The 26,814-nt window shown below is 65.6% G+C and carries 20 protein-coding genes; 13 read left to right on the forward strand and 7 right to left on the reverse strand.

The features are described 5' to 3' along the window. Nucleotides 1-3: 3 nt before the first annotated feature. Nucleotides 4-666, reverse strand: coding sequence for an MBL fold metallo-hydrolase (locus AC6BOR_RS14315; RefSeq protein ID WP_498059036.1), 663 nt, complete (start codon nucleotides 664-666; stop codon nucleotides 4-6). Nucleotides 667-787: 121 nt separating this feature from the next. On the opposite strand from AC6BOR_RS14315, the gene AC6BOR_RS14320 reads away from it, so the two are divergent. Then, nucleotides 788-2,368, forward strand: coding sequence for a SulP family inorganic anion transporter (locus AC6BOR_RS14320; RefSeq protein WP_498059037.1), 1,581 nt, complete (start codon nucleotides 788-790; stop codon nucleotides 2,366-2,368). A 13-nt stretch (nucleotides 2,369-2,381) separates the two neighbouring features. Beyond that, nucleotides 2,382-3,023: a carbonic anhydrase gene (locus AC6BOR_RS14325; RefSeq protein ID WP_498059038.1), complete on the forward strand. Its 642-nt coding sequence runs from the start codon at nucleotides 2,382-2,384 to the stop codon at nucleotides 3,021-3,023. A 70-nt stretch (nucleotides 3,024-3,093) separates the two neighbouring features. Here the strand turns inward: AC6BOR_RS14325 and AC6BOR_RS14330 are convergent, their stop codons facing one another. The 3 genes from AC6BOR_RS14330 to AC6BOR_RS14340 form a co-directional block, all read right to left on the reverse strand. Beyond that, nucleotides 3,094-3,567, reverse strand: coding sequence for a Rid family hydrolase (locus AC6BOR_RS14330; RefSeq protein WP_498059039.1), 474 nt, complete (start codon nucleotides 3,565-3,567; stop codon nucleotides 3,094-3,096). 85 nt (nucleotides 3,568-3,652) lie between these two features. Further along, a complete protein-coding gene (locus AC6BOR_RS14335) occupies nucleotides 3,653-6,295 on the reverse strand; it encodes a TonB-dependent receptor plug domain-containing protein (protein WP_498059040.1) in 2,643 nt (880 codons plus the stop codon). Nucleotides 6,296-6,631: 336 nt separating this feature from the next. Beyond that, nucleotides 6,632-7,123 carry a GNAT family N-acetyltransferase gene (locus AC6BOR_RS14340; RefSeq protein WP_498059041.1) on the reverse strand — a complete coding sequence of 164 codons (492 nt, stop codon included), beginning with the start codon at nucleotides 7,121-7,123 and terminating at the stop codon, nucleotides 6,632-6,634. 212 nt (nucleotides 7,124-7,335) lie between these two features. Here AC6BOR_RS14340 and AC6BOR_RS14345 point away from each other — a divergent pair, with 212 nt between their 5' ends. Together AC6BOR_RS14345 and AC6BOR_RS14350 are read left to right on the forward strand one after the other, a co-directional pair. Continuing rightward, entirely contained in the window at nucleotides 7,336-7,890 is a 555-nt protein-coding gene (locus AC6BOR_RS14345; protein ID WP_498059042.1) for a TadE/TadG family type IV pilus assembly protein, read from the forward strand. Next, the gene (locus AC6BOR_RS14350) at nucleotides 7,887-8,810 is read left to right on the forward strand and encodes a pilus assembly protein TadG-related protein (RefSeq protein WP_498059043.1); all 924 of its coding nucleotides are present in this window, start codon (nucleotides 7,887-7,889) and stop codon (nucleotides 8,808-8,810) included. The genes AC6BOR_RS14345 and AC6BOR_RS14350 overlap by 4 nt, the downstream gene beginning before the upstream one ends. On the opposite strand, the gene AC6BOR_RS14355 is transcribed toward AC6BOR_RS14350, so the two are convergent. Beyond that, nucleotides 8,811-10,526, reverse strand: a complete 1,716-nt coding sequence (locus tag AC6BOR_RS14355) for an amidohydrolase (RefSeq protein ID WP_498059044.1) — start codon at nucleotides 10,524-10,526, stop codon at nucleotides 8,811-8,813. Between the two features lie 88 nt (nucleotides 10,527-10,614). Here AC6BOR_RS14355 and AC6BOR_RS14360 point away from each other — a divergent pair, with 88 nt between their 5' ends. From AC6BOR_RS14360 to AC6BOR_RS14380, 5 genes are all read left to right on the forward strand, one after another. Then, the gene (locus tag AC6BOR_RS14360) at nucleotides 10,615-11,343 is read left to right on the forward strand and encodes a hypothetical protein (RefSeq protein WP_498059045.1); all 729 of its coding nucleotides are present in this window, start codon (nucleotides 10,615-10,617) and stop codon (nucleotides 11,341-11,343) included. A gap of 76 nt (nucleotides 11,344-11,419) precedes the next feature. Next, nucleotides 11,420-12,712 carry an acyl-CoA dehydrogenase family protein gene (locus tag AC6BOR_RS14365; RefSeq protein ID WP_498059046.1) on the forward strand — a complete coding sequence of 431 codons (1,293 nt, stop codon included), beginning with the start codon at nucleotides 11,420-11,422 and terminating at the stop codon, nucleotides 12,710-12,712. A gap of 164 nt (nucleotides 12,713-12,876) precedes the next feature. Continuing rightward, entirely contained in the window at nucleotides 12,877-14,802 is a 1,926-nt protein-coding gene (locus AC6BOR_RS14370) for a beta-galactosidase (protein WP_498059047.1), read from the forward strand. 5 nt (nucleotides 14,803-14,807) lie between these two features. Then, on the forward strand, nucleotides 14,808-15,836 hold the full coding sequence (locus tag AC6BOR_RS14375) for a DUF2855 family protein (protein ID WP_498059048.1): 1,029 nt from the start codon (nucleotides 14,808-14,810) through the stop codon (nucleotides 15,834-15,836). A gap of 192 nt (nucleotides 15,837-16,028) precedes the next feature. Then, nucleotides 16,029-16,460: a pseudoazurin gene (locus AC6BOR_RS14380; RefSeq protein WP_498059049.1), complete on the forward strand. Its 432-nt coding sequence runs from the start codon at nucleotides 16,029-16,031 to the stop codon at nucleotides 16,458-16,460. A gap of 188 nt (nucleotides 16,461-16,648) precedes the next feature. Here AC6BOR_RS14380 and edd read toward each other — a convergent pair whose 3' ends face one another. Beyond that, complete coding sequence (gene edd, locus AC6BOR_RS14385; protein ID WP_498059050.1) at nucleotides 16,649-18,469, reverse strand: phosphogluconate dehydratase; 1,821 nt, start codon at nucleotides 18,467-18,469, stop codon at nucleotides 16,649-16,651. A gap of 97 nt (nucleotides 18,470-18,566) precedes the next feature. On the opposite strand from edd, the gene AC6BOR_RS14390 reads away from it, so the two are divergent. Further along, nucleotides 18,567-19,832 (forward strand): amino acid permease, encoded by a 1,266-nt coding sequence (locus tag AC6BOR_RS14390; RefSeq protein ID WP_498059051.1) that lies wholly within the window; start codon nucleotides 18,567-18,569, stop codon nucleotides 19,830-19,832. On the opposite strand, the gene AC6BOR_RS14395 is transcribed toward AC6BOR_RS14390, so the two are convergent. Then, entirely contained in the window at nucleotides 19,817-21,391 is a 1,575-nt protein-coding gene (locus AC6BOR_RS14395; protein WP_498059052.1) for a phytoene desaturase family protein, read from the reverse strand. The genes AC6BOR_RS14390 and AC6BOR_RS14395 overlap by 16 nt on opposite strands. A gap of 91 nt (nucleotides 21,392-21,482) precedes the next feature. On the opposite strand from AC6BOR_RS14395, the gene AC6BOR_RS14400 reads away from it, so the two are divergent. The 3 genes from AC6BOR_RS14400 to lon all read left to right on the forward strand — a co-directional run bounded on the left by AC6BOR_RS14400 (nucleotide 21,483) and on the right by lon (nucleotide 26,792). Further along, a complete protein-coding gene (locus AC6BOR_RS14400; RefSeq protein WP_498059053.1) occupies nucleotides 21,483-23,066 on the forward strand; it encodes an MFS transporter in 1,584 nt (527 codons plus the stop codon). A 10-nt stretch (nucleotides 23,067-23,076) separates the two neighbouring features. After that, nucleotides 23,077-24,267: a CaiB/BaiF CoA transferase family protein gene (locus AC6BOR_RS14405; RefSeq protein ID WP_498059054.1), complete on the forward strand. Its 1,191-nt coding sequence runs from the start codon at nucleotides 23,077-23,079 to the stop codon at nucleotides 24,265-24,267. A gap of 137 nt (nucleotides 24,268-24,404) precedes the next feature. Then, a complete protein-coding gene (gene lon, locus AC6BOR_RS14410) occupies nucleotides 24,405-26,792 on the forward strand; it encodes an endopeptidase La (RefSeq protein ID WP_498059055.1) in 2,388 nt (795 codons plus the stop codon). The last annotated feature ends 22 nt before the right edge of the window (nucleotides 26,793-26,814 follow it).

The following is a 26,814-nucleotide window of genomic DNA, read 5'->3' on the forward strand; positions in this document are numbered from 1 at the left end:
AACTCAGCCCAGCATCCGATCCGCAACGAAGGCATTGGCCTGGCGTTCGCGGCCGAAGGTGCTCATCGGGCCGTGGCCGGGCACGAAGGCAGTGTCGTTGCCCAGCGGCCACAGTTTGGTGGTGATGGCGCTGACCAGATCATTGTAATTGCCCTTGGGGAAATCGGTGCGGCCGATGCTGCCCTGGAACAGCACATCGCCAACGATGGCCAGTTTCGACGGGGCGTGGTGGAACACGACATGGCCGGGCGTGTGGCCCGGGCAGTGATAGACATCGAGCACGAGTTCGCCGACCGTCACCAGGTCGCCATCGTGCAGCCAGCGATCCGGCGTGAAGGCGGTGGCGCCGGGCACGCCATAGGCGGCGCCCTGTGCGGGGTTCATGTCGATCCAGAATTTGTCATCCGGGTGCGGCCCTTCGATCGGCACACCGAGCCGCTCCGCGAGCACGCCGGTCAGGCCGCAATGATCGATATGGCCGTGGGTGACGAGCAGTTTTTCGATGGTGACGCCCTGTTCGGCGGCCACCTGCAGCAGGCGGTCGAGATCGCCGCCGGGATCGGTGAAGGCGCCGCGCATGGTTTTGGTGCACCAGATCAGGGTGCAATTCTGCTGCAGCGGGGTGACCGGCACGATCACGGCCTGAAGGGGCGGTTTGGCGTTCATGGCCGCAGTGCATGGCAAAGCGTTCGATCTGGCGCAAGCTGGCGAAGGTTGCGGTTCTGTAATGATACGCAGGTGCCGGGCCCTGTTAGCCTGCACGTGATGGGTTGGGAGAGTTGAACGCGTGACACAAATCACTGGGCTGGCGGCCAGTTGGCGCCAGGATGTGCCGGCATCGCTTGTGGTGGCACTGGTCGCGCTGCCGCTTTGTCTGGGGGTGGCGCTGGCATCGGGGGCGCCGCTGATGTCGGGCCTGGTGGCCGGCATCGTTGGCGGCCTGGTGGTCGGCGCGGCCAGCCGATCCGCGCTGTCGGTTTCGGGCCCGGCGGCGGGCCTGACCACCATCGTGCTGGCGGCCATCACCAGCCTGCCCAGCTTCGAGGCGTTTCTGCTCAGCGTGTGCCTGGCTGGCGCCATGCAGATGATCTTTGCCGCCAGCCGCGGCGGGATGATTGCCGAATTCGTGCCCGGCGCGGTGATCACCGGCATGCTGGCGGCCATCGGCCTGATCCTGATCCTGAAGCAATTGCCCCATGCCGTCGGCTATGACGGCGATCCGGAAGGCGATTTCGGCTTTTTTCAGCGCGATGGTGACAACACGCTGACCGCGCTGTCGCACATGCTGTCGAATGATTTCCTGTGGGGGGCAGCGGCCATTGCACTTGTCTCGCTGATCTTCCTGTTCTGGTGGGACAAGGCGCGGCCCAAACAGGGCCCATTCAAGCTGTTGCCGGGCCCGCTGGTGGTGGTGCTGTTTGGCGTCGGGGCAAACGCTGGCTTTCAGGCCTTTATGCCGGAACTGGCGGTGGCCAGCACCCATCTGGTACAGGTGCCGGTTTCGGCGACCCCGTTTGCCCTGATCGATCAGGTGCGCCTGCCCGATGTCGCGGCCATCACCAACCCGAAGGTGTGGACCATCGCCCTGACCCTCGCCATCGTCGCCAGCCTGGAATCGCTGCTGAGCGTGAAGGCGGTGGATGAGCTGGACGCCAAGCGCCGCGTGACCGACAAGAACCGCGAGCTGCTGGCCCAGGGGACGGGCAATCTTGTGTCGGGCCTGCTTGGTGGCCTGCCGGTGACGTCGGTGATCGTGCGGTCATCGGCGAATGTCGAAAGTGGCGCGGATTCGCGGGCCTCCACCATGCTGCATGGGCTGTGGCTGTTGCTGGGGCTGGCGCTGGTGCCGGGGCTGCTCAACCTCATTCCGCTGTCGGCGCTGGCGGCCGTGCTGATTGCCACGGGATACAAGCTGGCCAAGCCGGCGCTGTTCATCCAGCGCTGGCACCAGGGCATGAGCCAGTTCATCCCCTTTGTGGTGACGGTGCTGGCAATTTTGTTCACCGACCTGCTGATCGGTATCGCGATCGGCTTGCTGGTTGGTTTTGCCTTTGTGATCTGGCGGTCCACCGGCAACATCATCACCTATGTCGAATATGGCGGCACCGTGATGGTGCGGGCGCGGCGCAATCTTTATTTCATGCACAAGCCGGCGTTGCAGGCGGCACTGGGCCAGGTGCCGGATGGTGCCGAGCTGCTGATCGATCTTTCGGCCACCAACTATGTCGATCTGGATTGTATCGACATGATCAACGGCTTTGTGCGCGCCGCGGCATTCCGCAATATCAACGTGCGGGTGCGGGCGGATCATGCCCAGCGCAGCGCCGCCCTGATCAACGCCCCCATCACCCGCGCGCGCGCCACCTGAAGGCTGTTCCCCCATGAAGGAAGTTGATCAACTGCTGCTGTCCAACCGGGCCTGGGCGGCCGAAATGCTGGCGGAGAACCCGGAATTCTTCAACCGCAACATCAACTGGCAGCGGCCGGTGTTCCTGTGGATCGGCTGTTCTGACAGCCGGGTGGCACCGGATCAGATGACCCAGGCGGTGCCAGGCGGCCTGTTCGTGCACCGCAACATCGCCAATCTTGTCTATCCCGATGATCGCAACCTGATGGCGGTGCTGCACTATGCCATCAATGTGCTTGAGGTGAGCCATGTGGTGATCTGCGGCCATTATGGCTGCGGCGGCATCCAGGCGGCGTTGGACGGCGCTGCGCCCGATGGGCCGATTGCCCATTGGCTGGAGCATGCCCGCCAGGTGCTGGACCATCACCGGCCGGAGATCATGGCGCTGCCGGAGGGCGAGGCGCGGGTGAACCGCATGGTGGAAGTGAATGTGCGTGACCAGCTGCTGCACCTCGCGCGCACCGGGCCGGTGCAGGCGGCCTTTGCTGAAGGGCGGGAGTTGACGCTGCACGGCTGGGTCTATGACCTGCGGGACGGCCATATCAAGCCGCTGATGCGCATAACGCCCGAGACGGTGCTGGACGAGGTCCCCAAGCCAGAACGGGTGCTGCTGTAACGCAAAGGGGCCGCCGCGTTGCCGCGACGGCCCCCCCATGCAGCTATGCTTGTGGTGCGGGTGCTGCCTGTTATTTGGCGGCGATCACTGTCAGCTCCACCAGGAACTGCGGGCCGGCCAGCGCGGCGACCTGCATGGTGGTGCGGGTGGTGGTGGTGGGGTTTTCGGCGTTGTTGAAGAATTCCGCGAAACCGGCGTTGAAGCCGGCGAAATCCATCTTGCCGTCCATGCCCGGCGCCGCGACCAGATAGGCATCCATGCGGACGATGTCCTTCATGGTCATGCCGTGGGCGGCGAGCAGATCCTTGATCTTCTTGAGGGTGCTGATCGTCTGGGTCTTGGTGTCGCCAAATTCGGTCGGCTTGGCCGGATCGATCGGCGAGGCGAGGTTGCCCGACAGATAGACGGTGGTGGCGCCGGCCTTCACCTTGGCGGCGGTGAGGATGCGGCCACCAGGCGTGCCGACCTTTTCGACATTCTGTGCGGCGGCAGGCGCAGCCAGCGCCAGACCCAGGGTGGCAGCGGCAAGTGCGAGACGTTTCATGTGGGTTCCCCTTTCAGACAAAACGAACGGGCGGCAGGATTGCCCTGCCGCCCGCCGTTGGCAAGCGATATTGCCGCGTTCCGGCTTAGAACTTGGCCGAAGCGCGAACGTACCAGAAGCCACCCATGTAGCTGAGCGGCGAGGCATCGTTGTAGATGCGGCCGTTGGCCTGGGCGCCGGTGGTCGGGAAGATGTTGCGCACTTCCCGTTCCGGATAGCGGTTGAAGATGTTTTCGCCGCCGATCGCCACGCGATACTTCTCGGCGAAGGTCACGCCCACTTCCAGATCGAAGCTGATGTCGGCCCGGAACTCCTGGGTGCCCGGATCGGTGAGCAGCGTGGTCTGGTTGTTGTAGCTGGTGATCTTGCCGAAATAGTTCAGGCGCGCGGTGGCGTCGAACATGCCCTTGGTCCAGCTTTCAGCCAGCACGGCGCGCCAACGCGGGGTCAGCCCTTCAATGTTGGCCGCACGGCGGACGTCGATGGCCGCCGGGATGGTCCGTTCGATCACCTTGGTCTTGTTGTAGTTGATGGCCAGGCTGGTGTTGAACGAGCCGGCATCGGTCGACGCGCGGTGCGAGGCCACGAAGTCAACGCCCTGGGTGCGCGTCTTGAAGCCGTTGGTGAAATAGTTCACCTGGCCAAGATCGAACGCGTTGGCAACGCCCAGAGCCGCCAGCGCCGTCTGCTGTGCCGGCGTCACGTTGAACGACGAGGTGATGGCGATACGGTCACGCACCTTGATGTTGTAATAGTCGATCGTCAGGTTGAAGCCGCCACCCGGGGTGATCACGGCGCCGCCCGAGAAGCTGGTCGACTTTTCCGGCTTCAGCGGCTGCGAGCCGAAGAAGCGGCCGGTGACGCTGCCCGGGGTGACCGTGGCAACCGCGACCGGCACGGTGCTGCCGTTCGGGAAGGCGGTCTGCACGTTGGCCGTGGCCGACTGGCCCGGCGTCGGCGCGCGGAAGCCGGTGCTGGCGGCACCGCGCAGGGCGATGACGTCGTTGATCGCCCAGCGTGCGCTGACCTTGCCGTTCCAGGTGGAGCCGAAATCGCTGAAGTGGTCATAGCGGCCAGCCACGCCGAAATCGAAGTTTTCGACGATGCTGGTTTCCAGGTCGAGATAGGCCGAATAGCTGTTGCGCGAGTTGTTCGCGGCCGCATCCGGGCTGTAGCCAGGGAAGCCGTTGGCCCCGATCGGCGCGGTGTTGGAGAAGGTGGAACCATCCGTGCGGCGCACCGTCTGCTGGGCATAGGGGCCGATCTGGTAGGATTCGAGCTGGCCAATGCCCACCACATAGGTTTCACGCCGGAATTCGGCACCGGCCGCGATGTTCAGCGGCGTCGCAAAGCCGACTTCGACCGGATAGGTCACATCGGCGTTGAGGTTGAGTTCGCGCTGCTGCAGGTAGCCGAGGTAGAAGGACTTCGGCGAAGCCGGACCCAGCGACGGGTTCAGCGTGCTGTCCATGCGGTAGCTGATCTTGTTCATGCCGCCCGACGCCGACAGGTCGAACTTCATGCCGAAGCTGGTTTCACCGCGATAGCCCAGAGCGGCCGAATAATCTTCGTTGGTGCTCTTGAACAGCGGCACGAAGCCATCGGGGTAGAATTGGCTGGCTTCGAAGGTGCGGCCGTTGGCATCATAGATCGGCCGGCCCTGCGCCGTCAGCGCGCCCGGGATGGCATCGAGATAGACGGTCGGGATCGACTTGCCGAACGACGAGGTGCCGGTGGCACCACCCGGCACGGTCAAGAAGGTTTGCGAGGCAACCGCGAACGGACGGCGATAGTTGAAATCGACTTCCTGCTTGGCCTGGCCATAGTTGCCGAAGAAATAGATTTCATCCTTGTCGCCGACCGGGATGGCCGAGTTGAGGACGAAGCGGAAGGCCTGGCTGTCCGGCTGGCCATAGCGGGTCGGCGGCGACGGCACCTTGATGCCGGCCGCGCGCAGAAGCGCCGAGTCCGGGCGGTCAAGGGCGCGGTTGAACAGGCCCTGATCGGTGAATTCGCCGGAGATGTTCAGGAAGCCTTCGCCGAGCTTGAAGCCGGCGTTGCCGTTGATCTGCCAATCCTTGCCGTCACCGCGATAGGTCTGGCCATAGCGGGCGTTCAGTTCATAGCCGCTGTCGTTGGTGCGCAGGCCCAGGTTGATGACGCCGGCAATGGCATCGGAACCATATTGGGCGGCAGCGCCGTCACGCAGCACTTCGATGCGACCGAGCGCGATGGACGGCAGCTGCGACAGATCGGGGCCCTGGCTGCCGACCGACAGCGAGTCGCCGGCGACCTGCACCAGCGCCGAGCGGTGCATGCGCTTGCCATTGATCAGGACGAGGATTTGATCGGGCGGCAGGCCGCGCAGGGTGGGCGGACGCACGAAGGCCGAACCGTCGGCACCGGCGTTGCGCTGCTGGTTGAACGACGGGACGAGGTTCTTCAGCACGGTCTGCAGGCTCGAACTGGCCTGCACCTTCAGATCCTGGGCCGTGAACACGTCCACCGGAACCGCGCTTTCCAGCACGGTGCGGTCACTGCGGCGGGTGCCGGTGACGACGATGGTGCTGTCTTCCTTGGTCTCTTCCGCAGCTGCAGTGGCCGGCTGGTCTTCAGCCGCATCGGCTGCAGCGAGTGCCGGTGTCGCCACAGTGGCGAGCGCCAGTGCCAGCAGCGAGGTTGCCAGCTTGAGTTCGGCCCTTTGGCCCTGTTCGCGCATTTTTGTCATTTTCTTCCCCTGGTTCAGAACGACGTACGCCCTCAACATGATCCGCGGTGATGCCAGCCCCCATCGCTGCAGACCATCAATGTGCGCCTTGCCATGGTCTTCCCGGCAGGGTGGCCACGGCAGGCACGGGCCGCCGGCTCTGGCCGTGAGGCCATCGCCAGGCCGATGTTGCCAGCCGAGGCCGACGCGATCGAACACCGCACGTGAAGCGCAAAGACAGCATGGCCAACATACGCCATTCGCGCATGGGACTATTTGGACGCAGGGCTGTGGCAGCAACGATACAGTTGCGCAGCGTGGCTTTTACGCAACAGATTTTTGCAGTTTGCGCCGAGATCAGGCCGAAAATTGCTTGTGCATGGGCACAAAGCCAACCGGCACACCGCCGCAATCATGGCTGATGGGATCGCCGCGCCGGTAGCCGTGGGCAGCGTAGAAAGGTTCGCCGGGCAAGGTGGCCATCAATTCGGTGCGGGTGAAGCCGGCATCGCGGGCCGCATCCTCGCAGGCCTTGAGCAGCGCGGCGCCAACGCCGCGGCGGGCGGCGGCCGGTGCCACGAAGAAGGCGCGGATCTTGGCGGCATCGCGGGCCGGATCAAGCAGGCCGGAGGCGCGGGCGGCAAAGCCGTCGCCGCCAAACAGGGTGGCGCGCTTGCTCCAGCCGCCGCAGCCGAGGATTTGGCCGGCGGATTCGACCACCAGATAGGTGCCATCGGCGACGAGCTCGCTGTCCACGCCGAAAACATGGGTGATCGCGGCCTCGGTTTCGGCCGGGGTGTAATAGCCCTGGCTGAGGATGCGGGCCGATGCGGTGATCAGTGTGTTCAAGGCCGGAATTTCAACGGCGGCGGCAGGGCGGATTGTCAACAATGTGGCCATGTTCGCGATTGTTGCGCACCCGCGCATTTTGCTCAAGCCTGCAGGGCGCACATCAAATTGAAGCAAAACTGTGATAAAAATAACATGAGTCGGAGTCATCCTCTATCCGATTACGTAAATTGCAATTGAATTTCGTGTCGTGTAAGCTGTGAGTAAGCATTATGTCATTAATTAACAGAATCTCTTTTTTTTGGTCTGATCGATCAGGCGCATCGGCGCTGGAATTTGCATTGATACTGCCAATTTCGACATTGATGTTGTGCGGGACGCTGCAATACGGCGTTTTGTTTTATACGTGGAATGCAGCCTACAACGGTGCGCGCAACGCGGCGCGGGCTGTGGCTGTGGGCCGGTTGGACGCGGCCGGCGGTGAAACGATGATGGTGGGATCGCTGCCGCCGTGGGTGCAAGGGGGCGGTGATCGCAATTGCGGTGGCGGCAATGGCGATGCCAACGACACGGGTGGCTATGGTCCTGGGGGTTGTGGTGCTGGCAACGGGAACGGCAACGGCAACGGAAATGGCAATGGCAATGGCAATGGAGGTGGCAGCGGTGGCAGCAGCGGCAGCGGCGTCCACGCTGAGGTGACGGACGCGGCCGTGGGCAGTGAGGTGGTGGCGCGCCTGTCATTTCCGTCGTCAATGGCGACGTTTCTCCCCCTGGCTCCGATGCCGGACACGGTTTTGGTGGAGGTGCGCATGGTGAAGGAGGCATGATGCGGCAGCTGTGGCAGGCGCGGCGCGGATCGATGGCGCCGATCTATGCCCTGATGCTGCCGGTGCTCACCGCCGGCGTCGGCTTTGCGATCGATGGGGCCTATATGCGGCTGGCCCAGCAACGCCTGCAGGTGGCGGCCGATGCCGCCGCTGCGGCGGCTTCCCGAAAGCTGGGGACAAACAGTGATGCCCAGAACGAAGCGGTGCGCCTGGCCGGCCTGAACCTGCCAGCGGCATTTCACGGCAATGTGGTTGCGGCGGCCGACGTGGTGCGCGGGGTGTGGAACAACAGCAACCGCAGCTTCACGGCCGGCAACAGCAATGTGAATGCAGTGCAGGTGACCGCGCGCTATGCAACGGCGAACGGCAATGCCCACCGCCTGCTGTTTGGCGGGGTGTTTGGCCTGTCCACCATCGACATCACCGCCAGCGCCACCGCGGTTTGCCCATCAAACCCCAACCTGTCGTTGATCAGCACGACGGTGCCCGGCCGCACATCGGTGGTGACCATGGGCCAGGCCTGCACGGCGGGCTCTGGCCTGTCCGGCACCTGTTACTGGGCAACGCCGCAGGGCAACCCGATCGTGCGGGTAGACAATTGGAACCCAGCCGAAACCACCATCACCGTGCGCATCACCTCGCCGAACCGCTTTGCCGGCACGTTTGATTTCAAGGCGCCGGCCGCAGGGCAATACTGGGTGGTGGTGCCGGGTGTGCAGATGAACAGTGCCGCCAATGGCGCGCCGGTGGAGAATATCGTGTTCCGCATCCAGGGCAGCAGCCCGGCGGTGCCGGCCAACCGCATCAACACCACCGGCACCGCCACCTACAACAACCGCTTCAACAGCTCAGCCACCCTGCCGGGCAGCGCGCTTTGTGCCTTTTCCAACCAGGCGGCGGCCAGCCGGCTGGTGGGCTGATCAGGCGCGATACTGGCTGCGGCCATCGACCACGGTTTCCAGGATCGGTACATCCTTGATGCGCTCGGGCTTGATGCTGGTCAGGTCTTCGGCGAGGACGACATAATCGGCCAGCTTGCCGGCGGTGAGGCTGCCCTTGATCGCCTCCTCCCTGGCGGCCCAGGCGCCGTGCAGGCTGTTGATGCGGATGGCTTCCAGCACGCTCACGCGCTGGTTGGCGCCCCAGGTTTCGCCGTTCCAGCCGGTGCGGGTGACCATGCCCTGGATGCCCATCAGCGGCGCGAACGGTCCGGGGAAGAAATCGCTGCCGGCGCACACCTTGATGCCGGCATCGAGGAAATCGCGGAAGGCCATGGCGTGGGCCATGCGGTCTGCCCCATAGAAGCCGAACTTGTCGCTGTTGTAATAGGCATAGCTGGTGAAGGGTGCCGGCACCGCGCCCAGCGCGGCCATGCGTTTCAGGATGCTGGCGTTGACCAACGTGCAATGGGTGATCTTGGGGCGCAGATCCTTCACCGCCAGCTTGGCCTGGGCGCGTTCGAAGGCAGTCAATGCCATGTCGATGGCGACATCGCCATTGGCGTGAATATTGGGCTGGATGCCGGCGCGGACGACCTTTTCCACCCAGGCATCGAGCACGTCCTGCGGCTCGGTGACATTGCCATAATAGGGCGGGGTGCGGCCGGCATAGGGGTTGGAGAGCGCCATGGTGCGTTCGGAAAAACTGCCGTCGGCGGTGTGTTCGGCGGTGGCGCCGAGCCGGATCCAGTCATCACCGAAGCCGGTCTTGAGGCCGGCGGCGATCATCTGGTCCACCATCGGGCCCCAGGCTTCATAGCTGACCCGGTGGGTGAGCCCACCTGCGGCGCGGACATCCTGGATGGCGGCGAGATCACCGCCCTGGTGGTGGACGCTGGTGAGGCCATAGCGGCTGAAGGCGGCGCTGATATGGGCGATGCCGGCGCGGGCGCGCCTGGCCTTTTCGGCGGCATCGATTTTTGGCCGCTGGCCCTTTTCTTCGACCAGATCAATGGCATTGTCGGTGATGCGGCCCGACAGCCGGCCATCGGGCAACCGGTCAAACGTGCCGCCGGGCGGGTTGGGCGTGGCGGTGGTGACGCCGGCCAAGGCCAGCGCGTGGCTGTTGACGAACACCGTGTGGCCGCCGCGGTGACGCACCATCACCGGGTGGGTGGTGGAGACCTTGTCGAGATCATCGATGGTCAATTGGCGGCCGTCCTTCAGCTTGGTGTCGTCGTGGAAAAAGCCTTCCACCCAATAGCCGGGCGGGGTCTGGGCGGCCTTGGCCTTCAGCTTGTCGATGATCGACTGGATGGTGACGAATTCCACCTCGAACGGGTTGCCGACGAGCGTTTCATAGAGCAGCACCTCGCCGATCGGGTGGTTGTGGCAATCGATGAAGCCCGGCACCACGCAGGTGCCCTTCAGATCGATCATCCTTGTGGCCTTGCCGGCCAGGCCGCGCACATCATCGCCGCCCACTGCCATGATGCGGTTGCCCTTGATCGCCATCGCGGTGGCGGTTGGCTGCGCATCGTCCATGGTGATCAGCCGGCCATTGAACAATATGCTGTCGGCATCGCGGTCGTGCGCGGCGGCGCGCGCGGCCCAGCCGGCCCAGAGTGCGGCGCCCACGCCGGTGCCCAGCAATTGTCTGCGGTCCATGATCATTGCCCCCTGTTCAATGCCGCCCATGCTGCGCCGGCCGCTGCCGCTTGCCAAGGGGTGGCTTGTTTGCACGGCCAGCCGGGTCTAGCCTTGGCGGCCCAAGAGGGGGGTGGCGATGCCGGGCAGCGACAAGGCCATGCGCCGGATCGGGGCGATGCGTCAGCCGTGGCCATGGTTTGCGGCGGCCCTGCTGCTCACGGCCATCGGCTTCTGGCCCAGTTTCCTGACCAGGCTTGGCACTGTGCCCGCGCACATCCTCGTCCATGGCCTGTCGGCAACGCTGTGGATGGCGTTGCCGGTGGTGCAGGCGCTGCTGATCCGGCAGCGCCGCCGCGCCCTGCACCGGCAAGTGGGCTATGCCTCGCTTGCGCTGGCTGCCGTTGTGGCGCTGAGCGGCCTGCGCGTGGTGCAGACGATGGTGACCAGCGAGGGCGCCGGCATCACGCTCACCACCCACAAGTTCGTCTTTCTGGATTTGACCGGGATCCTGCTGTTTGGGTTGTTCATCGTACTGGCCATCGGGGCGGCGCAACGGCGCGATATTGGCCTCCACCTGCGGCTGATGGCGGCATCGGCCATCATCCCGCTGGAGGCTGCCAACGAACGCACGGCCATCCTGCTTGGCCTTGCGGCGGATTTTGGTGATGCGCTCTACGTGTCTCTGGTCAGCGTCGAGCTGATCTGCCTTGGCGTGATCCTGGCCGATTGGCGCCAGGGCCGGGTGCGCTGGCCGCTGCCGTTTTTGCTGGCCTATTATCTGGCCGTCCACGCCCTTGCCACGCCGGTGGCCCAAAGCACTGGCTTTCAGGCCTTCTCGTTCTGCTATGCTGCGATCGGCCGCTGACAGGCCTTCCCCAATCCGCCAGTTTTGTGCGCGGGCGGCTCAGCCCACACTGGCCGGGCAAAGGGGAGGATGACCCATGGATTTCGCACTGCCGGCCGACCTGAAGGCCTATCTGGCCGAGCTTGACGCCTTCATCGCGGCCGAGATCAAGCCGCTGGAACAACAGGATGATAACATAAGGTTCTTCGATCACCGCCGCGAATGGGCGCGCACCGATTTCGAGCATGGCGGCCTGCCGCGGCGGGAGTGGGAGCTGCTGCTGCGCGAGGCGACGATCCGGGCGGACAAGGCCGGGCACTGGCGCTTTTCGGCGCCAAAAAAATATGGCGGCAAGGATGGCAGCAATTTGTGGATGGCGGTGATCCGCGATCATTTCGCCGCCAAGGGCCTGGGATTGCACAATGATCTGCAGAATGAGCATTCGATCGTGGGCAATTTCCCCTTCGTCGCGATGTTCGAGACCTTTGGCACCGAGCCGCAGAAACAGGAGTTCATCCTGGGTGGCTTTGCGCGGGAACGCATCACCGCCTTTGGCCTGACCGAACCCAATCACGGCAGCGACGCGACCCACATGGAAACCCGCGCCGTGCCGGAAACCCGCGATGGGGTGGAGGGCTGGCTGATCAACGGCGAGAAAATGTGGACGACGGGCATGCATGTGGCCACCCATTGCGCCACCTTTGCCCGCACCAGTGGCAAGGATGGCGCGGCGCGTGGCATTTCCTGTTTCCTGGTGCCCACAGACACGCCCGGTCTGAAGGTCGAGGAATATCTGTGGACCTTCAACATGCCGACCGACCACCCGCGGGTGAGCTTCACCAACGTGTGGGTGCCCGACACGACCCGGCTCGGCCCGCCCGATGGCGGCCTGGCGCTGGCGCAGAGTTTCGTCCACCAGAACCGCATCCGGCAGGCAGCCTCGTCGCTCGGCGCGGCGACCTTCTGCGTGGAGGAGAGCGTGCGTTATGCGCGGGAACGCAAGCCCTTTGGCGAGCCGCTGTCGAAGAACCAGGCCATCCAGTTCCCGCTGGTGGAGCTGGCTACCCAGTGCGAGATGCTGCGCATGCTGATCTACAAGACCGCGTGGGAGATGGACAACATGCCCCACGAGGCCATCGAGAGCCAGCTTTCCGACAAGATTTCCATGTGCAATTACTGGGCGAACCGGCTGGTGTGCGAGGCGGCCGACCGGGCGATGCAGGTGCATGGCGGCATCGGATACAGCCGGCACAAGCCGTTCGAGCATATCTTCCGCCACCACCGCCGCTATCGCATCACCGAAGGATCGGAAGAGATCCAGATGCGCAAGGTGGCGGCCTATCTGTTTGGCTATCTGGGGCCAAGGAAGGCGTTGTTTGCGGATCTGTGATGCGGTGATCCTCCCCCTCTGGGGGAGGTGCCTGTAGGGCGGAGGGGGCGGCCAGGGCCGTGCTTGGCGGCCCCCTCCGTCAGCCTGCGGCTGCCACCTCCCCCAGAGGGGGAGGATTGGGGATTGGCTTTCCATCGGCGGGCATCCATGCCAATCAATCCGCCATGAAGCTGGGCGTCTGCTGGTATCCCGAACAATGGCCTGAAGCGCTGTGGGCCAGCGATGTGGCGCGCATGGCGGCGCTGGGGCTGCGGTTCGTGCGGATTGGCGAATTTGCCTGGAGCCGGATCGAGCCGGCGCCGGGGCAGTTCGAATGGGACTGGCTCGACCGTGTGGTTGATCTGGCCCATGCGGCCGGGTTGCAGGTGGTGATGGGCACGCCGACGGCGACGCCGCCGAAATGGCTGGTGGATGCGCATCCGGAGATTCTGGCCAAGGGGCGTGACGGCCAACTGCGCGGCTTTGGTTCGCGGCGGCATTATTGTTTTTCGTCAGACGTTTATCTGGAACAGGCGGAGCGCATCACGCGCCTGATGGCTGCGCGCTATGGCCGCCACCCCGCCGTGGTCGCCTGGCAGACCGACAATGAATATGGCTGCCACGACACGGTGGTGAGCACATCGGATGCCGCCAAGGCCGGGTTCCGGCGCTGGCTGGCCGACCGTTATGGCGATGTCGCGGCGCTGAACGCGGCATGGGGGCTGAGCTTCTGGTCCCAGGAATATCGCAATTTCGACGAAGTGGATGCGCCGTTCGGCACGGTGACGGAGAGCCACCCGGCGCACCGGCTGGATTGGCAGCGCTATTCATCGGCGATGGTGGAGCGGTTCAACGCGGCGCAGGTGGAGATTTTGCGCGCCGCCTCGCCGGGGCGGGATATTGTCCACAATTTCATGGGTTTGTTCACCGAGTTTGATCATTTTGCCGTGGGCCGGCAACTGGATGTGGCGACGTGGGACAGCTATCCCATCGGCTTTCTGGGGCAGGGGCCGTTCACGCCGGCCGAAAAGGCGCGTTACCTGCGCACCGGCCACCCCGATCTGACCGCCTTTCACCACAGCCTGTATCGCGCCTGCGGGCGCGGGCGCTGGTGGGTGATCGAGCAGCAGCCGGGGCCGGTCAACTGGGCGGCGTGGAACCCGGCACCGGCCAAGGGCGCGGTGGAGCTCTGGGGTTGGGAGGCGGTGGCACAGGGGGCAGAGCGGATGAGCTGGTTCCGCTGGCGCCAGGCCCCGACCGGACAGGAGGCCATGCACGCCGGGTTGAACCGGCCGGACAATCAGCCGGCCGCCGCCTGGCCGGAGGTGGCGGCGTTGGCCGAAGGGCTGGCGGCGCTGGGGCCATTGCCGGCGCGCGGGCAGGCCGATGTCGCGCTGCTGTTCGATTATGACAGCGTGTGGGCGGTGCAGAGCCAGCCGCAGGGGCGCGATCAGGATGCGCTGGCCACGGCGATGGCCTGGCACACGGCGGCGCGGCGGCTGGGGCTGAGCGTTGATGTGGTGCCGCCCGATGCCGATCTGGCCGGATACCGGTTGGTGCTGCTGCCGGTGCAGGTGGTGGTCGATGATGGCTTGGCGCAGCGGCTGGCGGCGAGCGGCGCGCAGGTGCTGGCCGGCCCGCGCACGGGCAGCAAGACGCGCGATTTCGCCATTCCGCCGGCGTTGCCGCCCGATGGGTTGCAGGCGTTGATCGACATCAGGGTGGCGCGGGTGGAGAGCCTGCCGCCGGGGATCAGCCTGGCCGTGGGCAATGGCGGCGCGGTGACCGGCTGGATGGAGGATGTGGAGGCCGGCGCCGGCGTGGCCGAGCACGCCCGCCTGGATGACGGGCGCGGCCTGTGGTTTGCCGCCGGCCGCAGCCATTATCTGGCGGGCCAGGTTGACGACGGGCTGTTGCGGCGCGTGATCGCCGATGTGGCCGGTGCGGCCGGCCTTGTGGCGCAGGATCTGGGCCCGGATGTGCGGGTGGAGCGGCTGGGCGGCCTCAAATTCCTGTTCAACTATGGCCCTGCGCCCGTTGATCTGCCAGTCTCGCCAATCATTGGCGCGAACCCGCTGCCGCCGGCCGGGGTTGCCATCTGGAGGGAGTGAGACGCATGAGCCTGATCGCGGTTCGCAAGGGGGCGCTGGCCGAAACCGAGGTGCTGGCCGATGCCGGCGCCGCCGCGCCGGGGCAGGCGCGCATCATCGTCGAACAGTTCGCGCTGACGGCCAACAACGTCACCTATGCCGTGCATGGCGAGGATTTCGGCTATTGGAATTTCTTCCCCGGCCCGGATGGTTTTGGGGTGGTGCCGGTGTGGGGCTTTGGCCGGGTGGAAGAGAGCCAGGCGGCAGGCGTTGCGGCGGGCGACCGCTATTTCGGGTACTGGCCGATGGCGGGTGCCGCGCTGGTGCAGCCGGTGGCGGCGAGCCGGGCCGGCTTCACCGATGGCGCCGCCCATCGCGCCGGGCTGCCGCCCTTCTACAACCGCTACACCGCGGCGAGCGGCGATTGGGGCAGCGAGGACTTGCAGAGCCTGTTCCGGCCGCTTTATGCCACCGCCTTCCTCATCGATGCGTTGATGGCCGACCGGCCGGTGGACACGCTGCTCTTGTCATCCGCTTCGTCGAAGACGGCGCTGGGCGTGGCGCAGGCCGCGAAAGGGCGGCAGCGCGTGGTGGGGCTCACCTCGCCGGCCAATCGCGATTTCTGTGTGGCCACCGGCTATTATGACCAGGTGCTGAGCTATGCCGAGACGGGGGATGTGCTGGGCGATGCGATCGCCTTCATCGATTTTTCCGGCAATGGCGCGGTGCGGCACGATGTGCACAGCCGGCTGGGCGGGCGGCTGAAGGAAAGCCATGTCGTGGGCGACACCCATTGGCAGGAAGGCAATGTTGCCGAACTGCCCGGCCCGGCGGCGGAATTGTTCTTTGCGCCATCGGTGGCGCAGGCGCGGGTGGCGGAATGGGGCCCGGCCGGGTTTGATGCGCGGCTGTCTGCGGCGTGGCGGCGCTTTGCCGACACGCTGGGTTGGCTGCGCATCGAGCGGGTGAGCGGCCGGCACGAAGTGGCCGATGCCTGGGCCGATCTGGTGCGCGGGCGCATCGATCCCCGCGTGGGGATCATCGCCAGTCTTTGACTGTTCAGGCTTGCGAAAGCCCAGTTGTGCAAAGTGGGGCCCATGGTCTCGCGATGGACAATCTGTCGCAAGCTGGGTTCTTGAGTGGCCAAGCCGGCGGGCGTAAACCGCCGCCCTCAACGGCCTGGCCTGCAAGCCCGGGGCGTGACCAATTTGCCGGCCTCCTCCATGGCTGGCGCAAGGGAGAATGACATGAAGCTGCTGGGTTTTGTCGCTGCTGCCCTGGTGATCGCCGCTCCGGCCGCCGCCAAGGAAATCACCGTGAAGATGCTCAACAAGGGTGCCGAAGGCGCCATGGTGTTCGAGCCGGGCTTCATCAAGGCCGCCCCTGGCGACACCGTGAAGTTCGTGGCCGCCAACCCGGGCCACAACGCCCAGACCATCCCGGGCTTCCTGCCGGCCGGTGAAGCCGAGCAGAAGGGCGCCATGGGCAAGGATTTCATCCTGAAGGTTGGCAAGCCGGGCCTTTATGGCATCAAGTGCCTGCCGCACTTCTCCATGGGCATGGTTGCGCTGGTGCAGGTCGGCAACGGCCCGTCGTCGAACCTCGCCGCTGCCAAGGCCGTGAAGCTGTCGCCGCTGGCCACCAAGCGCATGACCGCTTACCTGGCCCAGGCCAAGTAAGTTTTCAGTTCCCGCTGAACGACGGCCGGGGTGGCGACACCCCGGCCGTTTTCGTTTTTCGGGTTGTTTTGCGTTTGTGGGGTGCCTCGACAAGCTCGGCAAGAGCGGGGTTGGTGCCTCTGATTCATGCCCTAAGCCGCTCATGCCGAGCTTGTCGAGGCACGCGCCCGGTGCGCCGCAGGGCCGGGTTACAGCCCCGCCGCCTTCAGCATGGCCGAACCACCAGCCTCGGCATCGTCGCTGCCATGGCGGAAGAAGGCGAACAGCTCGCGGGCGGTGCCGGCCGGCGAGGCGGGCACGGCATGGGCCGGTCGGGCGGCGAATTCGGCGGCGTACACCAATGCTTCCAGCTGGCCGCGATGGGCGCACAGGCGGATGATGTCGCCATCGCGCAGACGGGAAATCGGCCCGCCGCCGTTGGCTTCGGGGCAGAGATGGATGGCGGCCGGCACCTTGCCCGACGCGCCCGACATGCGGCCATCGGTGACGAGGGCAACCTTGAAGCCGCGATCCTGCAGCACGCCCAGCGGCGGGGTGAGCTTGTGCAGTTCGGGCATGCCATTGGCTTGCGGGCCTTGCCCGCGCACCACAACGACGACATCGCGGTTGAGCTCGCCGGCTTTGAACGCGGCCTGCACCGCCTCCTGATCCTCGAACACGCGGGCGGGGGCTTCGATGGTCCAGCGTTCCTCATCGACCGCGCTGGTCTTGAAGATGGCGCGGCCGAGGTTGCCGGTGACCAGCCGCATGCCACCGTCGGCGCGGAACGGCTTGGCGACGGGGCGCAGGATTGTCTCGTCCCGGCTGGCCGGCACGTCGACCCAGGTCAGCTCGCCGTCCACCATCTGCGGATCGCGGGCATAATCGGCGAGGCTGGTGCCGCCGACGGTCGGGATGTCGCCATGCAGCAGGCCGGCATCGAGCAGGGTGCGGATGGTGAAGGCCATGCCGCCGGCGGCGTGGAACTGGTTCACATCGGCCGCACCGCCCGGATAGACGCGGGCGATCAGCGGCACGGCGGCGGACAGTTCGTCAAAATCCTGCCAGTCGATAATGATGCCGGCAGCGCGCGCGATGGCGGGCAGGTGGATGGCGTGGTTGGTGGAGCCGCCGGTGGCGAGCAGGCCAACCGCGGCGTTGACGATGGCGCGTTCATCAACACATGCGCCGAGCGGGCGTTCCTCGGGCTGGCCGATGGCGATGGTGGCCAGCCGGTGCATGGCGGCGCGGTTCAGCGCGTTCCTGAGGCCGCTGCCAGGGTTGGCGAAGGCGGCGCCGGGGATGTGCAGTCCCATCACCTCCATCATCATCTGATTGGAATTGGCGGTGCCATAGAAGGTGCAGGTGCCGGGGCTGTGATAGGAGGCGCTTTCGGCATCCAGCAGTTCCTGCTTGCTGGCCTTGCCTTCGGCCGCCAGTTGCCGGATGCGCTGCTTTTCCTTGTTGGGCAGGCCCGACGGCATCGGCCCGGCGGGCACGAACAGCGTGGGCAGATGGCCGAAGCGCAGGGCGCCGATCAGCATGCCGGGCACGATCTTGTCGCAGATGCCGAGCAGGGCCACGGCCTCGAACATGCCGTGGGAAAGGGCGACGGCAGTGCCGAGCGCAATGGCATCGCGGCTGAACAGTGACAATTCCATGCCGACCTGGCCCTGGGTGACGCCATCGCACATCGCCGGCACGCCGCCGGCAACCTGGGCGGTGGCACCAGCCTCGCGGGCGAACAGCTTCAGCTGGGGCGGATATTGGCCATAGGGCTGGTGGGCGGACAGCATGTCGTTGAAGGCGGTGACGATGCCGATGTTGACCCGGGCGCCGGCCTTGATCGTGGCCTGATCCTCCAGCGCGGCGGCAAAACCGTGGGCGAGGTTGGAGCAGCCAAGCCGGGGCCGGCCCATGCCGGCATCGCGTTCGGCGGCAATGAGATCGAGATAGCGGCGGCGGTTGCTGCGGCTTTTTTCGATGATGCGGTCGGTCACGCGGGCGAGGGTGGGGTGCAGAGTCGTCATGGGTGCAACTTAGGCGCGAAAAAGCCAAATGGGCAGAGGTGAATAGCTATGCATTGACGCTTTGACCGCCAGCGGGCAGCAAAGCCGTGGGGGAATGATGGCAGACAGCAAGCGCGAACTGGGCCTGATGGCCGCTTTGGCCCTGGTGGTCGGCAACATGGTGGGATCGGGCGTGTTCCTGCTGCCCGCCACGCTGGCGCCGCACGGCTGGTCGGCGATGGGCGGCTGGATGATCGCGCTGGCCGGCACGCTGGCGCTGGCCGGCTGCTATGCCGCGCTGAGCCGGCAGATGCCGGGCACCTGTGGGCCGCATGCCTATGTGGAGACGGCCTTTGGGCCGCGTAGCAGCTATATCGCGGCGTGGAGTTACTGGATCGGCGTGTGGGTGGGCAATGCCGCGCTGGCGGTGGCGGTGGTGTCCAACTTCACCGTGCTGTGGCCGGCGCTGGGGCAGGACCCGCTGCTGAGCGCGGTGATGGCGGTGCTGGTGCTGGTGTTGGTGACGCTGATCAACCTGGCGGGCGCTCCGGCGGCGAGTTTCGTGCAGGTGGCGACAACGGGGTTGAAGCTGTTGCCGCTGCTGGCGGTGCTGGCGATTGCGGCCTGGCTGCTGGCCACCAAGGGCGCGGCGGCGGTGGTGAACCCGCCCCAGGCCATGCACGCCGATGGGGTGATCACCTCAGTAACGCTGACGATGTGGGCGTTTCTGGCGTTTGAAAGCGCCACGGTTCCGGCCGACAAGATCAGGCGGCCGCAGGTGACGGTGCCGCTGGCGACCATGCTGGGGCCGCTGTTGGCCGGGGTGCTGTATATGGCGATTTCGGCAGCGATGATCGCGCTGGTGCCGGCCGATGCGCTGGCTGGCAGCAATGCGCCCTTTGCCGATTTTGCCGCGCCGTTCATCGGCGGGCAGGCAGCCGCGCTGATCGGGGTGTTTGCGGCGATTTCGGCGCTCGGCACGGTCAATGGCCTGACGCTGACGGTGGCGGAACTGCCGCGCGCGCTGGCGCTGGCCGGGCAGTTTCCGCCGCGCTTTGCCGTGCTGAACAAGGCTGGGGCGCCGGCGGCGGGGCTGGTCCTGTCAGGGTTGTTGCCGGCGGGGCTGGTGCTTTTGAACATCGATCGCAGCCTGGCCGGGCTGTTCGAGTTCACCATCCTGGTCGCCACGTCTGCGATGTTGGTTGGTTATCTCGCGGTGGCGGTGGCAGCGGTGAAGCTGCTCAAGGGCTGGCTGCGTCTGGTGGGGGTGCTGGGCGTCGTCTATTCGCTGTTCGCGCTCTATGCGGCCGGGCTGGAGCCCAATTTGTGGTGCATCGCGCTGGTGGCGGCCGGGGTGCCGGTGCTGCTCTACAGTCGGCGGTAGCGGCGGTCGGCCAAAATTTCCCGCGCCGCATTATGGCCTGGGGCACCGGTGACGCCGCCGCCGGGATGGGCGCCGCTGCCGCAGAGATAGAGGCCCTTGATCGGCATGCGGTGATCGCCATGGCCGAGCACGGGGCGGGCGGCCCAGAGTTGATCGAGGCTGATGCGGCCGTGGAAGATGTCCCCGCCAATGAGGCCGAACTTGCGTTCGAGATCCAGTGGCGAGTGGATCTGGCGGGCGAGGATGCTGGCCTTGAAATTGGGGGCGTGGGCGGTGACGGTGTCGATGATCAGATCGGCGACCGTCTCGCGCGCATCATCCCAGCTCTGGCCATTGGAGAGGGTGGGGGCGAATTGCTGGCAGAACAGGCTGGCGACATGTTGGCCGGGCGGGGCGAGCGTGTCGTCCAATGTTGAGGGGATGAGCATTTCGACGATTGGCGCGCGCGACCAGCCGTGGGTTTTGGCGTCGGTGAAGGCGCGGTCCATATAATCGAGGCTGGGGGCGATGATGATGCCGGCGCCGTGGTGGGGGCCGGGTTCGGGCAGGACGGAAAAGCGCGGCAGTTCGGACAGCGCGACATTCATGCGGAAGGTGCCGGAGCCGGCGGCATAACCATCCATCGCGCGGGCGAAATCGGCCGGCAGATCAGACCGGTCCACCAGCTGGCGGAACAACAGGGCGGGGCCGGCGTTGCTGGCGATGATGGGGGCGTCCAGCGTGCGGCCATCGCACAGGGTGACGCCCACGGCCTTGCCGGCCACCACATTCACCCGCGCCACACGCTCTTCCAGCCCGATCGAAACGCCGTGCGCGGCGCAGGCCCTGGCCATCGCTTGGGTTATGGCGCCCATGCCGCCGATGGCATGGCCCCAGGCGCCTTTCACCCCGTTCACCTGGCCGAAGACATGGTGGAGAAGGACATAGGCGCTGCCCGGCGTGTCCGGGCTGGCATAGTGCCCGACGATGGAGTCAAAGCCCAGCACCGCCTTGATCGGATCGCTTTCAAACCAGCCATCGAGAAATTCGCGCGCCGAGCGGGTGAACAGGGCGAACAGGTCGCGTTGTTCGTCCGCCGACAGGCCCAGCAGCGGCCAGCCCTGGGCGGCGAGTGCGGCCATGCCCTTCAGCCCGCGCCCCGGCGGGGTTTTCAGGGCGAGGCGGCGCATCTGATCGGCCAGCACCTCCAGCCGCGCGTCATAGGCGGGCAGGGCGGCGGCGTCCTTTGCGCTGAACCGTGCCACCTCGGCCTGCGTCTGGCCGGCGCCAACCTTCAGATAATCACCATCCAGCGGCAGGAAATTGTTGAGTGGGCGCAGCACGACCTTGAGGCCATGATCGGCCAGCCGCATGTCGGCCGCGACCTTTTCCTGCAGCAGGGAGACGGTGTAGCTGGCAGTCGAATTGCGGAAGCCGGGTGCGAACTCCTCGGTGACGCAGACCCCGCCGACGACATTGCGCGCTTCGCAGATGTGGACCTTGAGGCCGGCCTTGGCGAGATAGAAGGCGGTGACCAGCCCGTTGTGGCCGCCGCCGATGATGATGGCGTCATATCGCATGGCCGCCTTCCTTGCCTGCCGTCGCACCCCATTGCAACGGCTGGCGCATCCGCTATGCCGGGACGCAAGGGAACAGGCGGGGAGGCCGGTTTTGGGCGTTGGAGATGAGACGGTCGACGATGTGATCGACCCGAAGCGGGATCGGCTGGTGATCGTGGCGTCGAGCCTGGGCACCGTGTTCGAATGGTATGATTTTTTCCTCTATGGCATCCTTGCCAGCCTGCTCGGCAAGCTGTTCTTTGCCACTGGCAACCCCACGACCGAGCTGCTGTTCAGCCTGTTTGCCTTTGCCATCGGCTTTTTCTTCCGGCCCCTTGGAGCCCTCGTGTTCGGCTGGTTTGGCGACAAGGTCGGGCGCAAATATACCTTTCTGATCACCATCGCCATGATGGGCGGGGCGACCGCCTGCATCGGCCTGTTGCCCACCTTCGAGCAGGCCGGGATCACAGCGCCGATCCTGCTGCTCACCCTGCGCACCTTGCAGGGGCTGGCGCTGGGCGGCGAATATGGGGGCGCTGCGATTTACGTGGCGGAGCATGCGCCCAAGGGCAAGCGCGGCGCCTATACCAGCTGGATCCAGGCGGCGGCGGCCGGCGGCTTCATGCTCACCCTGGCAGTGGTGCTCTCCACCAAGGCCATCATTCCGGAGGCGGAATTTGCCGCCTGGGGCTGGCGCGTGCCGTTCCTGGTGTCGCTGCTGCTGCTTGGAATTTCGATCTGGGTGCGGATGAAATTGTCCGAAAGCCCGGTGTTCCAGAAGATGAAATCGGCGGGCACCACATCGGCTAACCCGTTCCGGGATGCCCTGTCAGCACCCGGCAACAAGGGGCGGTTGCTGGTGGCGCTGGCGGTTTCGGCCGGGTTCACGGTGATCTTCTATACCAGCCAGTTCGGCACGCTTTATTTCCTGCAGAACACGGCGCGGTTGCCGGAGACGGAGGCGCTGCTCTATCTGGCGGCGGGGGTGGCGGTTTCGGCGCCAGCTTATGTCTATTTCGGTGGGCTGTCCGATCGCTTTGGCCGCAAGCAGGTGCTCAGCGCCGGCTTTGCGCTGACGCTGGTGGCGCTGTTCCCGATCTTCAACCTGATGGCCAAGGGGGCGAACCCGGCGCTTTCGGAAGCGATGGCGACGGCGCCGGTGACGGTCGATCTGCCGGCGTGCGAATACAACATCTTCCTGAAGCAGGAGGCCGAGTGCGGCAAGGCGCTGGAATGGCTGACCAAGCGCGGCGTGAGCTATGACAAGCGCGATGCCGATGTGCTGGCGCTGAACGTGGCCGGCGCGCATCTGGAAGGCTTTGACAAGGAGAAATGGAGCGCGGCGCTGAACGCCGCCGGCTGGCCGGAAAAGGCCGACCCGGAGCGCATTGTCGCCTGGCAATTGTTGCTCGCGGTGATGGCGATCGGCTTGCTGTCAGGCTGGACCTATGCGCCGATTGCTGCAGTGCTGGTGGAGATGTTCCCGGCGCGGGTGCGCTACACCTCGATGTCGGTGCCCTATCATATCGGCACCGGTTATTTCGGCGGGTTCCTGCCCGTGGTCTCGCAATATATCGTGGTGAAGACGGGCGATGTGTTTGCCGGCCTGTGGTATACGATTGCGGTGGTGGTGGTGGGCCTGATCGTGATGCTGCTGTTCCTGAAGGACACGCGCGACATCAATATCCACGATTGAGGGGCCAAACATGAGCGGACCGCTGGCAGGCTATCGCATCGTCGATTGTTCGCAGATCGTGTCGGGCCCGATGGCTGCGACGATGCTGGCCGATCAGGGTGCCGAGGTCATCAAGGTGGAAAGCCCCGGCGGCGATCCGGTGCGCACGCTGGGACCAAAAAAGGGCGATCTTTCCAGCATGTTCATTGCCGTCAACCGCGGCAAGCAGGGCCTGTGCCTGGATCTGAAATCGGCCGATGGGGTGGCGGTGCTGGAAAAGCTGATCGCCACTGCGGACGTGCTGATCGAGAATTTCCGGCCCGGCGTGATGGAGCGGCTGGGGCTGGGCTGGGCGCATATCCGCGCGCTCAATCCGCGCATCATCTATTGCAGCATCACCGGTTTTGGCCCGGATGGGCCGTATCAGAATGTGCGCGTCTATGATCCTGTCATCCAAGCGGTGTCGGGCATTGCTGCAAGCCAGGTGGACAAGGAGGGCACGCCCGGCCTGGTGCGCCATCTGGTGGCCGACAAGGTGACGGCGCTGACGGCGGCGCAGGCGATCACTGCGGCGCTGCTGCGGCGCGAACGCGGCGGGCCGGATGCCGCCGGCGAGCGGGTGGAGGTGGCGATGCTGGATGCCGCCATCGCCTTCAACTGGCCCGACGGCATGTACAACAACGCCTTTCTGGACGACGCACCGGAGCGCTGGCCCGAATATGGCGCGCAGATGCGGCTGTGGAAGGCGGCCGATGGCCAGGTGGCGATCGGCGCGTTGCAGACCGCCGAGTTCGTGGCGCTGACCCGCAGCCTTGGCCGCGATGATCTGGCCGAAGACCCGCGCTTTGCCACCACCGCCGGCCGCATCAAGCACCAGCGCGAATGGGCGCCGCAGGTTTCGGCCGAGATTGCCAGGCGCACCCGGGCCGAGCTGATGGCCGGATTCGTCGCCCATGGCGCGGTGGGTGGGCCGGTGGTGCGGCTGGAGGATGTGCCCGATGATGCGCAGGTGCGGTACAACCGCATCTGCATCGAGGTGGCGCATGATGACGCGGTGGGCCGGGTGCGGCAGGCCCGCGCGCCGGCGCGGTTTGGTGCGCCGCTGGACCCGCCGGGCCCAGCCCCGCATCTGGGGGAGCACAGCCGGCAGACGCTTGCCGCCCTGGGTTATGATGATGCCGCCATTGCCGCCCTGGTGGCGGCGGGCGCCGTCAAGGGCTGATTGCCACTGGCCGGGCCGGCATGGCTCTTGCATCATGCCGCGTGGGCCTGCGCTGATTCTGCCATTGCAGCCGGGCCCCGGCCTTCCCATATCGGGAGGCGATGCGGGGCGGCGTGTGCGGCCCCAGTGGAGTGAACATGACCAATCAGACCCTGCCCGTCTTGCCCCTGCGCGATATCGTGGTGTTTCCGCAGATGATCGTGCCGCTGTTTGTGGGCCGCGAGAAATCGGTGAACGCCCTCGAAGCCGCCATGCAGGATGGCAAGATGGTGTTCCTGTTGAGCCAGAAGAACCCGGGTGACGAGGATCCCGGTGCCGACCAGCTCTATGATGTGGGCACCATCGCCACGGTGCTGCAGCTGCTGAAGCTGCCCGATGGCACGGTGAAGGTGCTGGTGGAAGGCCAGAGCCGCGCCGGGCTGGTGGCGCTGGATGCCAGCGGCGACCATCTGGTGGCCGAGGTGGCGGAGCGTGCCGATGTGCTGCGCGACGAGAGCGAGGTTTCGGCGCTGCTGCGTTCGGCCCAGAAGCAGTTCGAGCAATATGTGAAGCTGAACCGCAAGGTGGCGCCGGAAATTTCCAACCAGATCAGCGCCATCGAGGAGCCGGCACGCTTTGCCGACACGGTGGCGGCCAATCTGGGCCTGAAGATTGCCGACAAGCAGAGCCTGCTGGCCGAGCCCGATGTGGGCACGCGGCTGGAGAAGATCTTTGCCTTCATGGAGGGCGAGCTGGGCGTGCTGCAGGTGGAGAAGAAGATCCGCACGCGCGTCAAGAAGCAGATGGAGAAGACGCAGCGCGAATATTATCTGAATGAGCAGATGAAGGCCATTCAGCGCGAGCTGGGCGAGGAGGACGAGAAGGACGAAGCCGCCGAGTTCGAGGAGAAGATCAAGAAGACCAGGCTTTCCAAGGAAGCGCGCGAGAAGGCACTGGCCGAGCTGAAGAAGTTCAAGGCGATGGCGCCGCAATCGGCGGAAGCCACGGTGGTGCGCAATTATCTCGACACGCTGCTGGGCCTGCCGTGGGGCAAGAAATCGAAGATCAAGAAGGACATTGTCGCGGCGCAGACGGTGCTGGACGCCGATCATTATGGCCTGGAAAAGGTGAAGGACCGGATTGTCGAATATCTGGCCGTGCAGGCGCGCACCAACAAGCTGAAGGGGCCGATCCTGTGCCTCGTCGGCCCGCCCGGCGTGGGCAAGACCAGCCTGGGGCGCAGCATTGCCAAGGCGACGGGGCGCGAGTTTATCCGCCACAGCCTGGGCGGCGTGCGCGACGAGGCCGAGATCAGGGGCCACCGCCGCACCTATATCGGTTCGATGCCGGGCAAGGTGATCCAGAACCTGAAGAAGGCCGGCACGTCCAACCCGTTGTTCCTGCTGGATGAGATCGACAAGCTGGGCCAGGATTTCCGCGGCGATCCGGCCTCCGCCCTGCTGGAGGTGCTGGATCCGGAGCAGAACAAGGCGTTCAACGACCATTATCTGGAGGTCGATTACGATCTGTCGGACGTGATGTTCGTGACCACGGCCAACAGTTACAACATGCCCCAGCCGCTGCTGGACCGCATGGAGATCATCAGCCTTTCGGGCTACACCGAGGATGAGAAGGTGGAGATCGCCAAGCGCCACCTGATCGAGAAGCAGTATGACGCGCACGGCCTGAAGAAGGAGGAGTTTGCCGTGGCCGACGAGGCCATCCGCGACCTCATCCGCTATTACACCCGCGAGGCCGGGGTGCGGAAGCTGGAGCGCGAGATCGCCAAGCTGGCACGGAAGGCGCTGCGCCGCATCCTGGAGGGCAAGGACACGAGTGTGACCGTGACCTCGGAAAACCTTGCCGAGTTTGCCGGGGTGCGCAAGTTCCGCTTTGGCCTGGCTGACAGCGAGGATCAGATTGGTGCGGTGACCGGCCTGGCCTGGACCGAGGTGGGCGGCGACCTGTTGACCATCGAGGCGGTGACCAGCCCCGGCAAGGGCAATATCAAGACCACCGGCAAGCTGGGCAGCGTGATGACCGAATCGATCTCGGCGGCGCTGTCCTTCGTGCGGGCGCGGGCCACCCATTATGGCATCAAGCCCAGCCTGTTCGAGAAGAAGGACATCCATGTGCACGTGCCGGAAGGCGCGACGCCCAAGGATGGCCCGTCGGCCGGCATTGCCATGGTGACGGCGATCATTTCGACCCTGACCGGCGTGGCGGTGAAGCGCGACGTTGCGATGACCGGCGAGGTGACGCTGCGCGGCCGCGTGCTGCCGATCGGTGGCCTGAAGGAAAAGCTGCTGGCGGCGCTGCGTGGCGGCATCACCACCGTGCTGATCCCGGCTGAGAACGAGAAGGACCTGGCCGACATCCCCGACAATGTGACGGAAGGGCTGAAGATCGTGCCGGTCGCCCATGTCGATGAAGTGCTGGCGCTGGCGCTGACCCAGCCGCTGGTGCCGATCGAATGGACGGAGGCCGACGAGAAGGCAGTGCAGCCGGCGGCGGCGGTGGCGGCCGAACCGGCGGTGCGGCACTGATTTTGTTGATCGGGCGTGATGC

The organism is Sandarakinorhabdus sp. FBCC-B8862 (assembly GCF_059745315.1).

Excerpts from the sequence above, each read along its gene's own strand:
- AC6BOR_RS14380 (WP_498059049.1), top strand. The coding sequence starts at position 16,029 with ATGAAGCTGCTGGGTTTTGTCGCTGCTGCCCTGGTGATCGCCGCTCCG.
- AC6BOR_RS14335 (WP_498059040.1), bottom strand. The coding sequence starts at position 6,295 with ATGACAAAAATGCGCGAACAGGGCCAAAGGGCCGAACTCAAGCTGGCA.
- AC6BOR_RS14315 (WP_498059036.1), bottom strand. The coding sequence starts at position 666 with ATGAACGCCAAACCGCCCCTTCAGGCCGTGATCGTGCCGGTCACCCCG.
- AC6BOR_RS14330 (WP_498059039.1), bottom strand. The coding sequence starts at position 3,567 with ATGAAACGTCTCGCACTTGCCGCTGCCACCCTGGGTCTGGCGCTGGCT.
- AC6BOR_RS14360 (WP_498059045.1), top strand. The coding sequence starts at position 10,615 with ATGCCGGGCAGCGACAAGGCCATGCGCCGGATCGGGGCGATGCGTCAG.
- AC6BOR_RS14375 (WP_498059048.1), top strand. The coding sequence starts at position 14,808 with ATGAGCCTGATCGCGGTTCGCAAGGGGGCGCTGGCCGAAACCGAGGTG.
- AC6BOR_RS14370 (WP_498059047.1), top strand. The coding sequence starts at position 12,877 with ATGAAGCTGGGCGTCTGCTGGTATCCCGAACAATGGCCTGAAGCGCTG.
- AC6BOR_RS14405 (WP_498059054.1), top strand. The coding sequence starts at position 23,077 with ATGAGCGGACCGCTGGCAGGCTATCGCATCGTCGATTGTTCGCAGATC.
- AC6BOR_RS14365 (WP_498059046.1), top strand. The coding sequence starts at position 11,420 with ATGGATTTCGCACTGCCGGCCGACCTGAAGGCCTATCTGGCCGAGCTT.
- lon (WP_498059055.1), top strand. The coding sequence starts at position 24,405 with ATGACCAATCAGACCCTGCCCGTCTTGCCCCTGCGCGATATCGTGGTG.
- AC6BOR_RS14350 (WP_498059043.1), top strand. The coding sequence starts at position 7,887 with ATGATGCGGCAGCTGTGGCAGGCGCGGCGCGGATCGATGGCGCCGATC.
- AC6BOR_RS14390 (WP_498059051.1), top strand. The coding sequence starts at position 18,567 with ATGGCAGACAGCAAGCGCGAACTGGGCCTGATGGCCGCTTTGGCCCTG.
- AC6BOR_RS14355 (WP_498059044.1), bottom strand. The coding sequence starts at position 10,526 with ATGGGCGGCATTGAACAGGGGGCAATGATCATGGACCGCAGACAATTG.
- AC6BOR_RS14395 (WP_498059052.1), bottom strand. The coding sequence starts at position 21,391 with ATGCGATATGACGCCATCATCATCGGCGGCGGCCACAACGGGCTGGTC.
- edd (WP_498059050.1), bottom strand. The coding sequence starts at position 18,469 with ATGACGACTCTGCACCCCACCCTCGCCCGCGTGACCGACCGCATCATC.
- AC6BOR_RS14325 (WP_498059038.1), top strand. The coding sequence starts at position 2,382 with ATGAAGGAAGTTGATCAACTGCTGCTGTCCAACCGGGCCTGGGCGGCC.
- AC6BOR_RS14345 (WP_498059042.1), top strand. The coding sequence starts at position 7,336 with ATGTCATTAATTAACAGAATCTCTTTTTTTTGGTCTGATCGATCAGGC.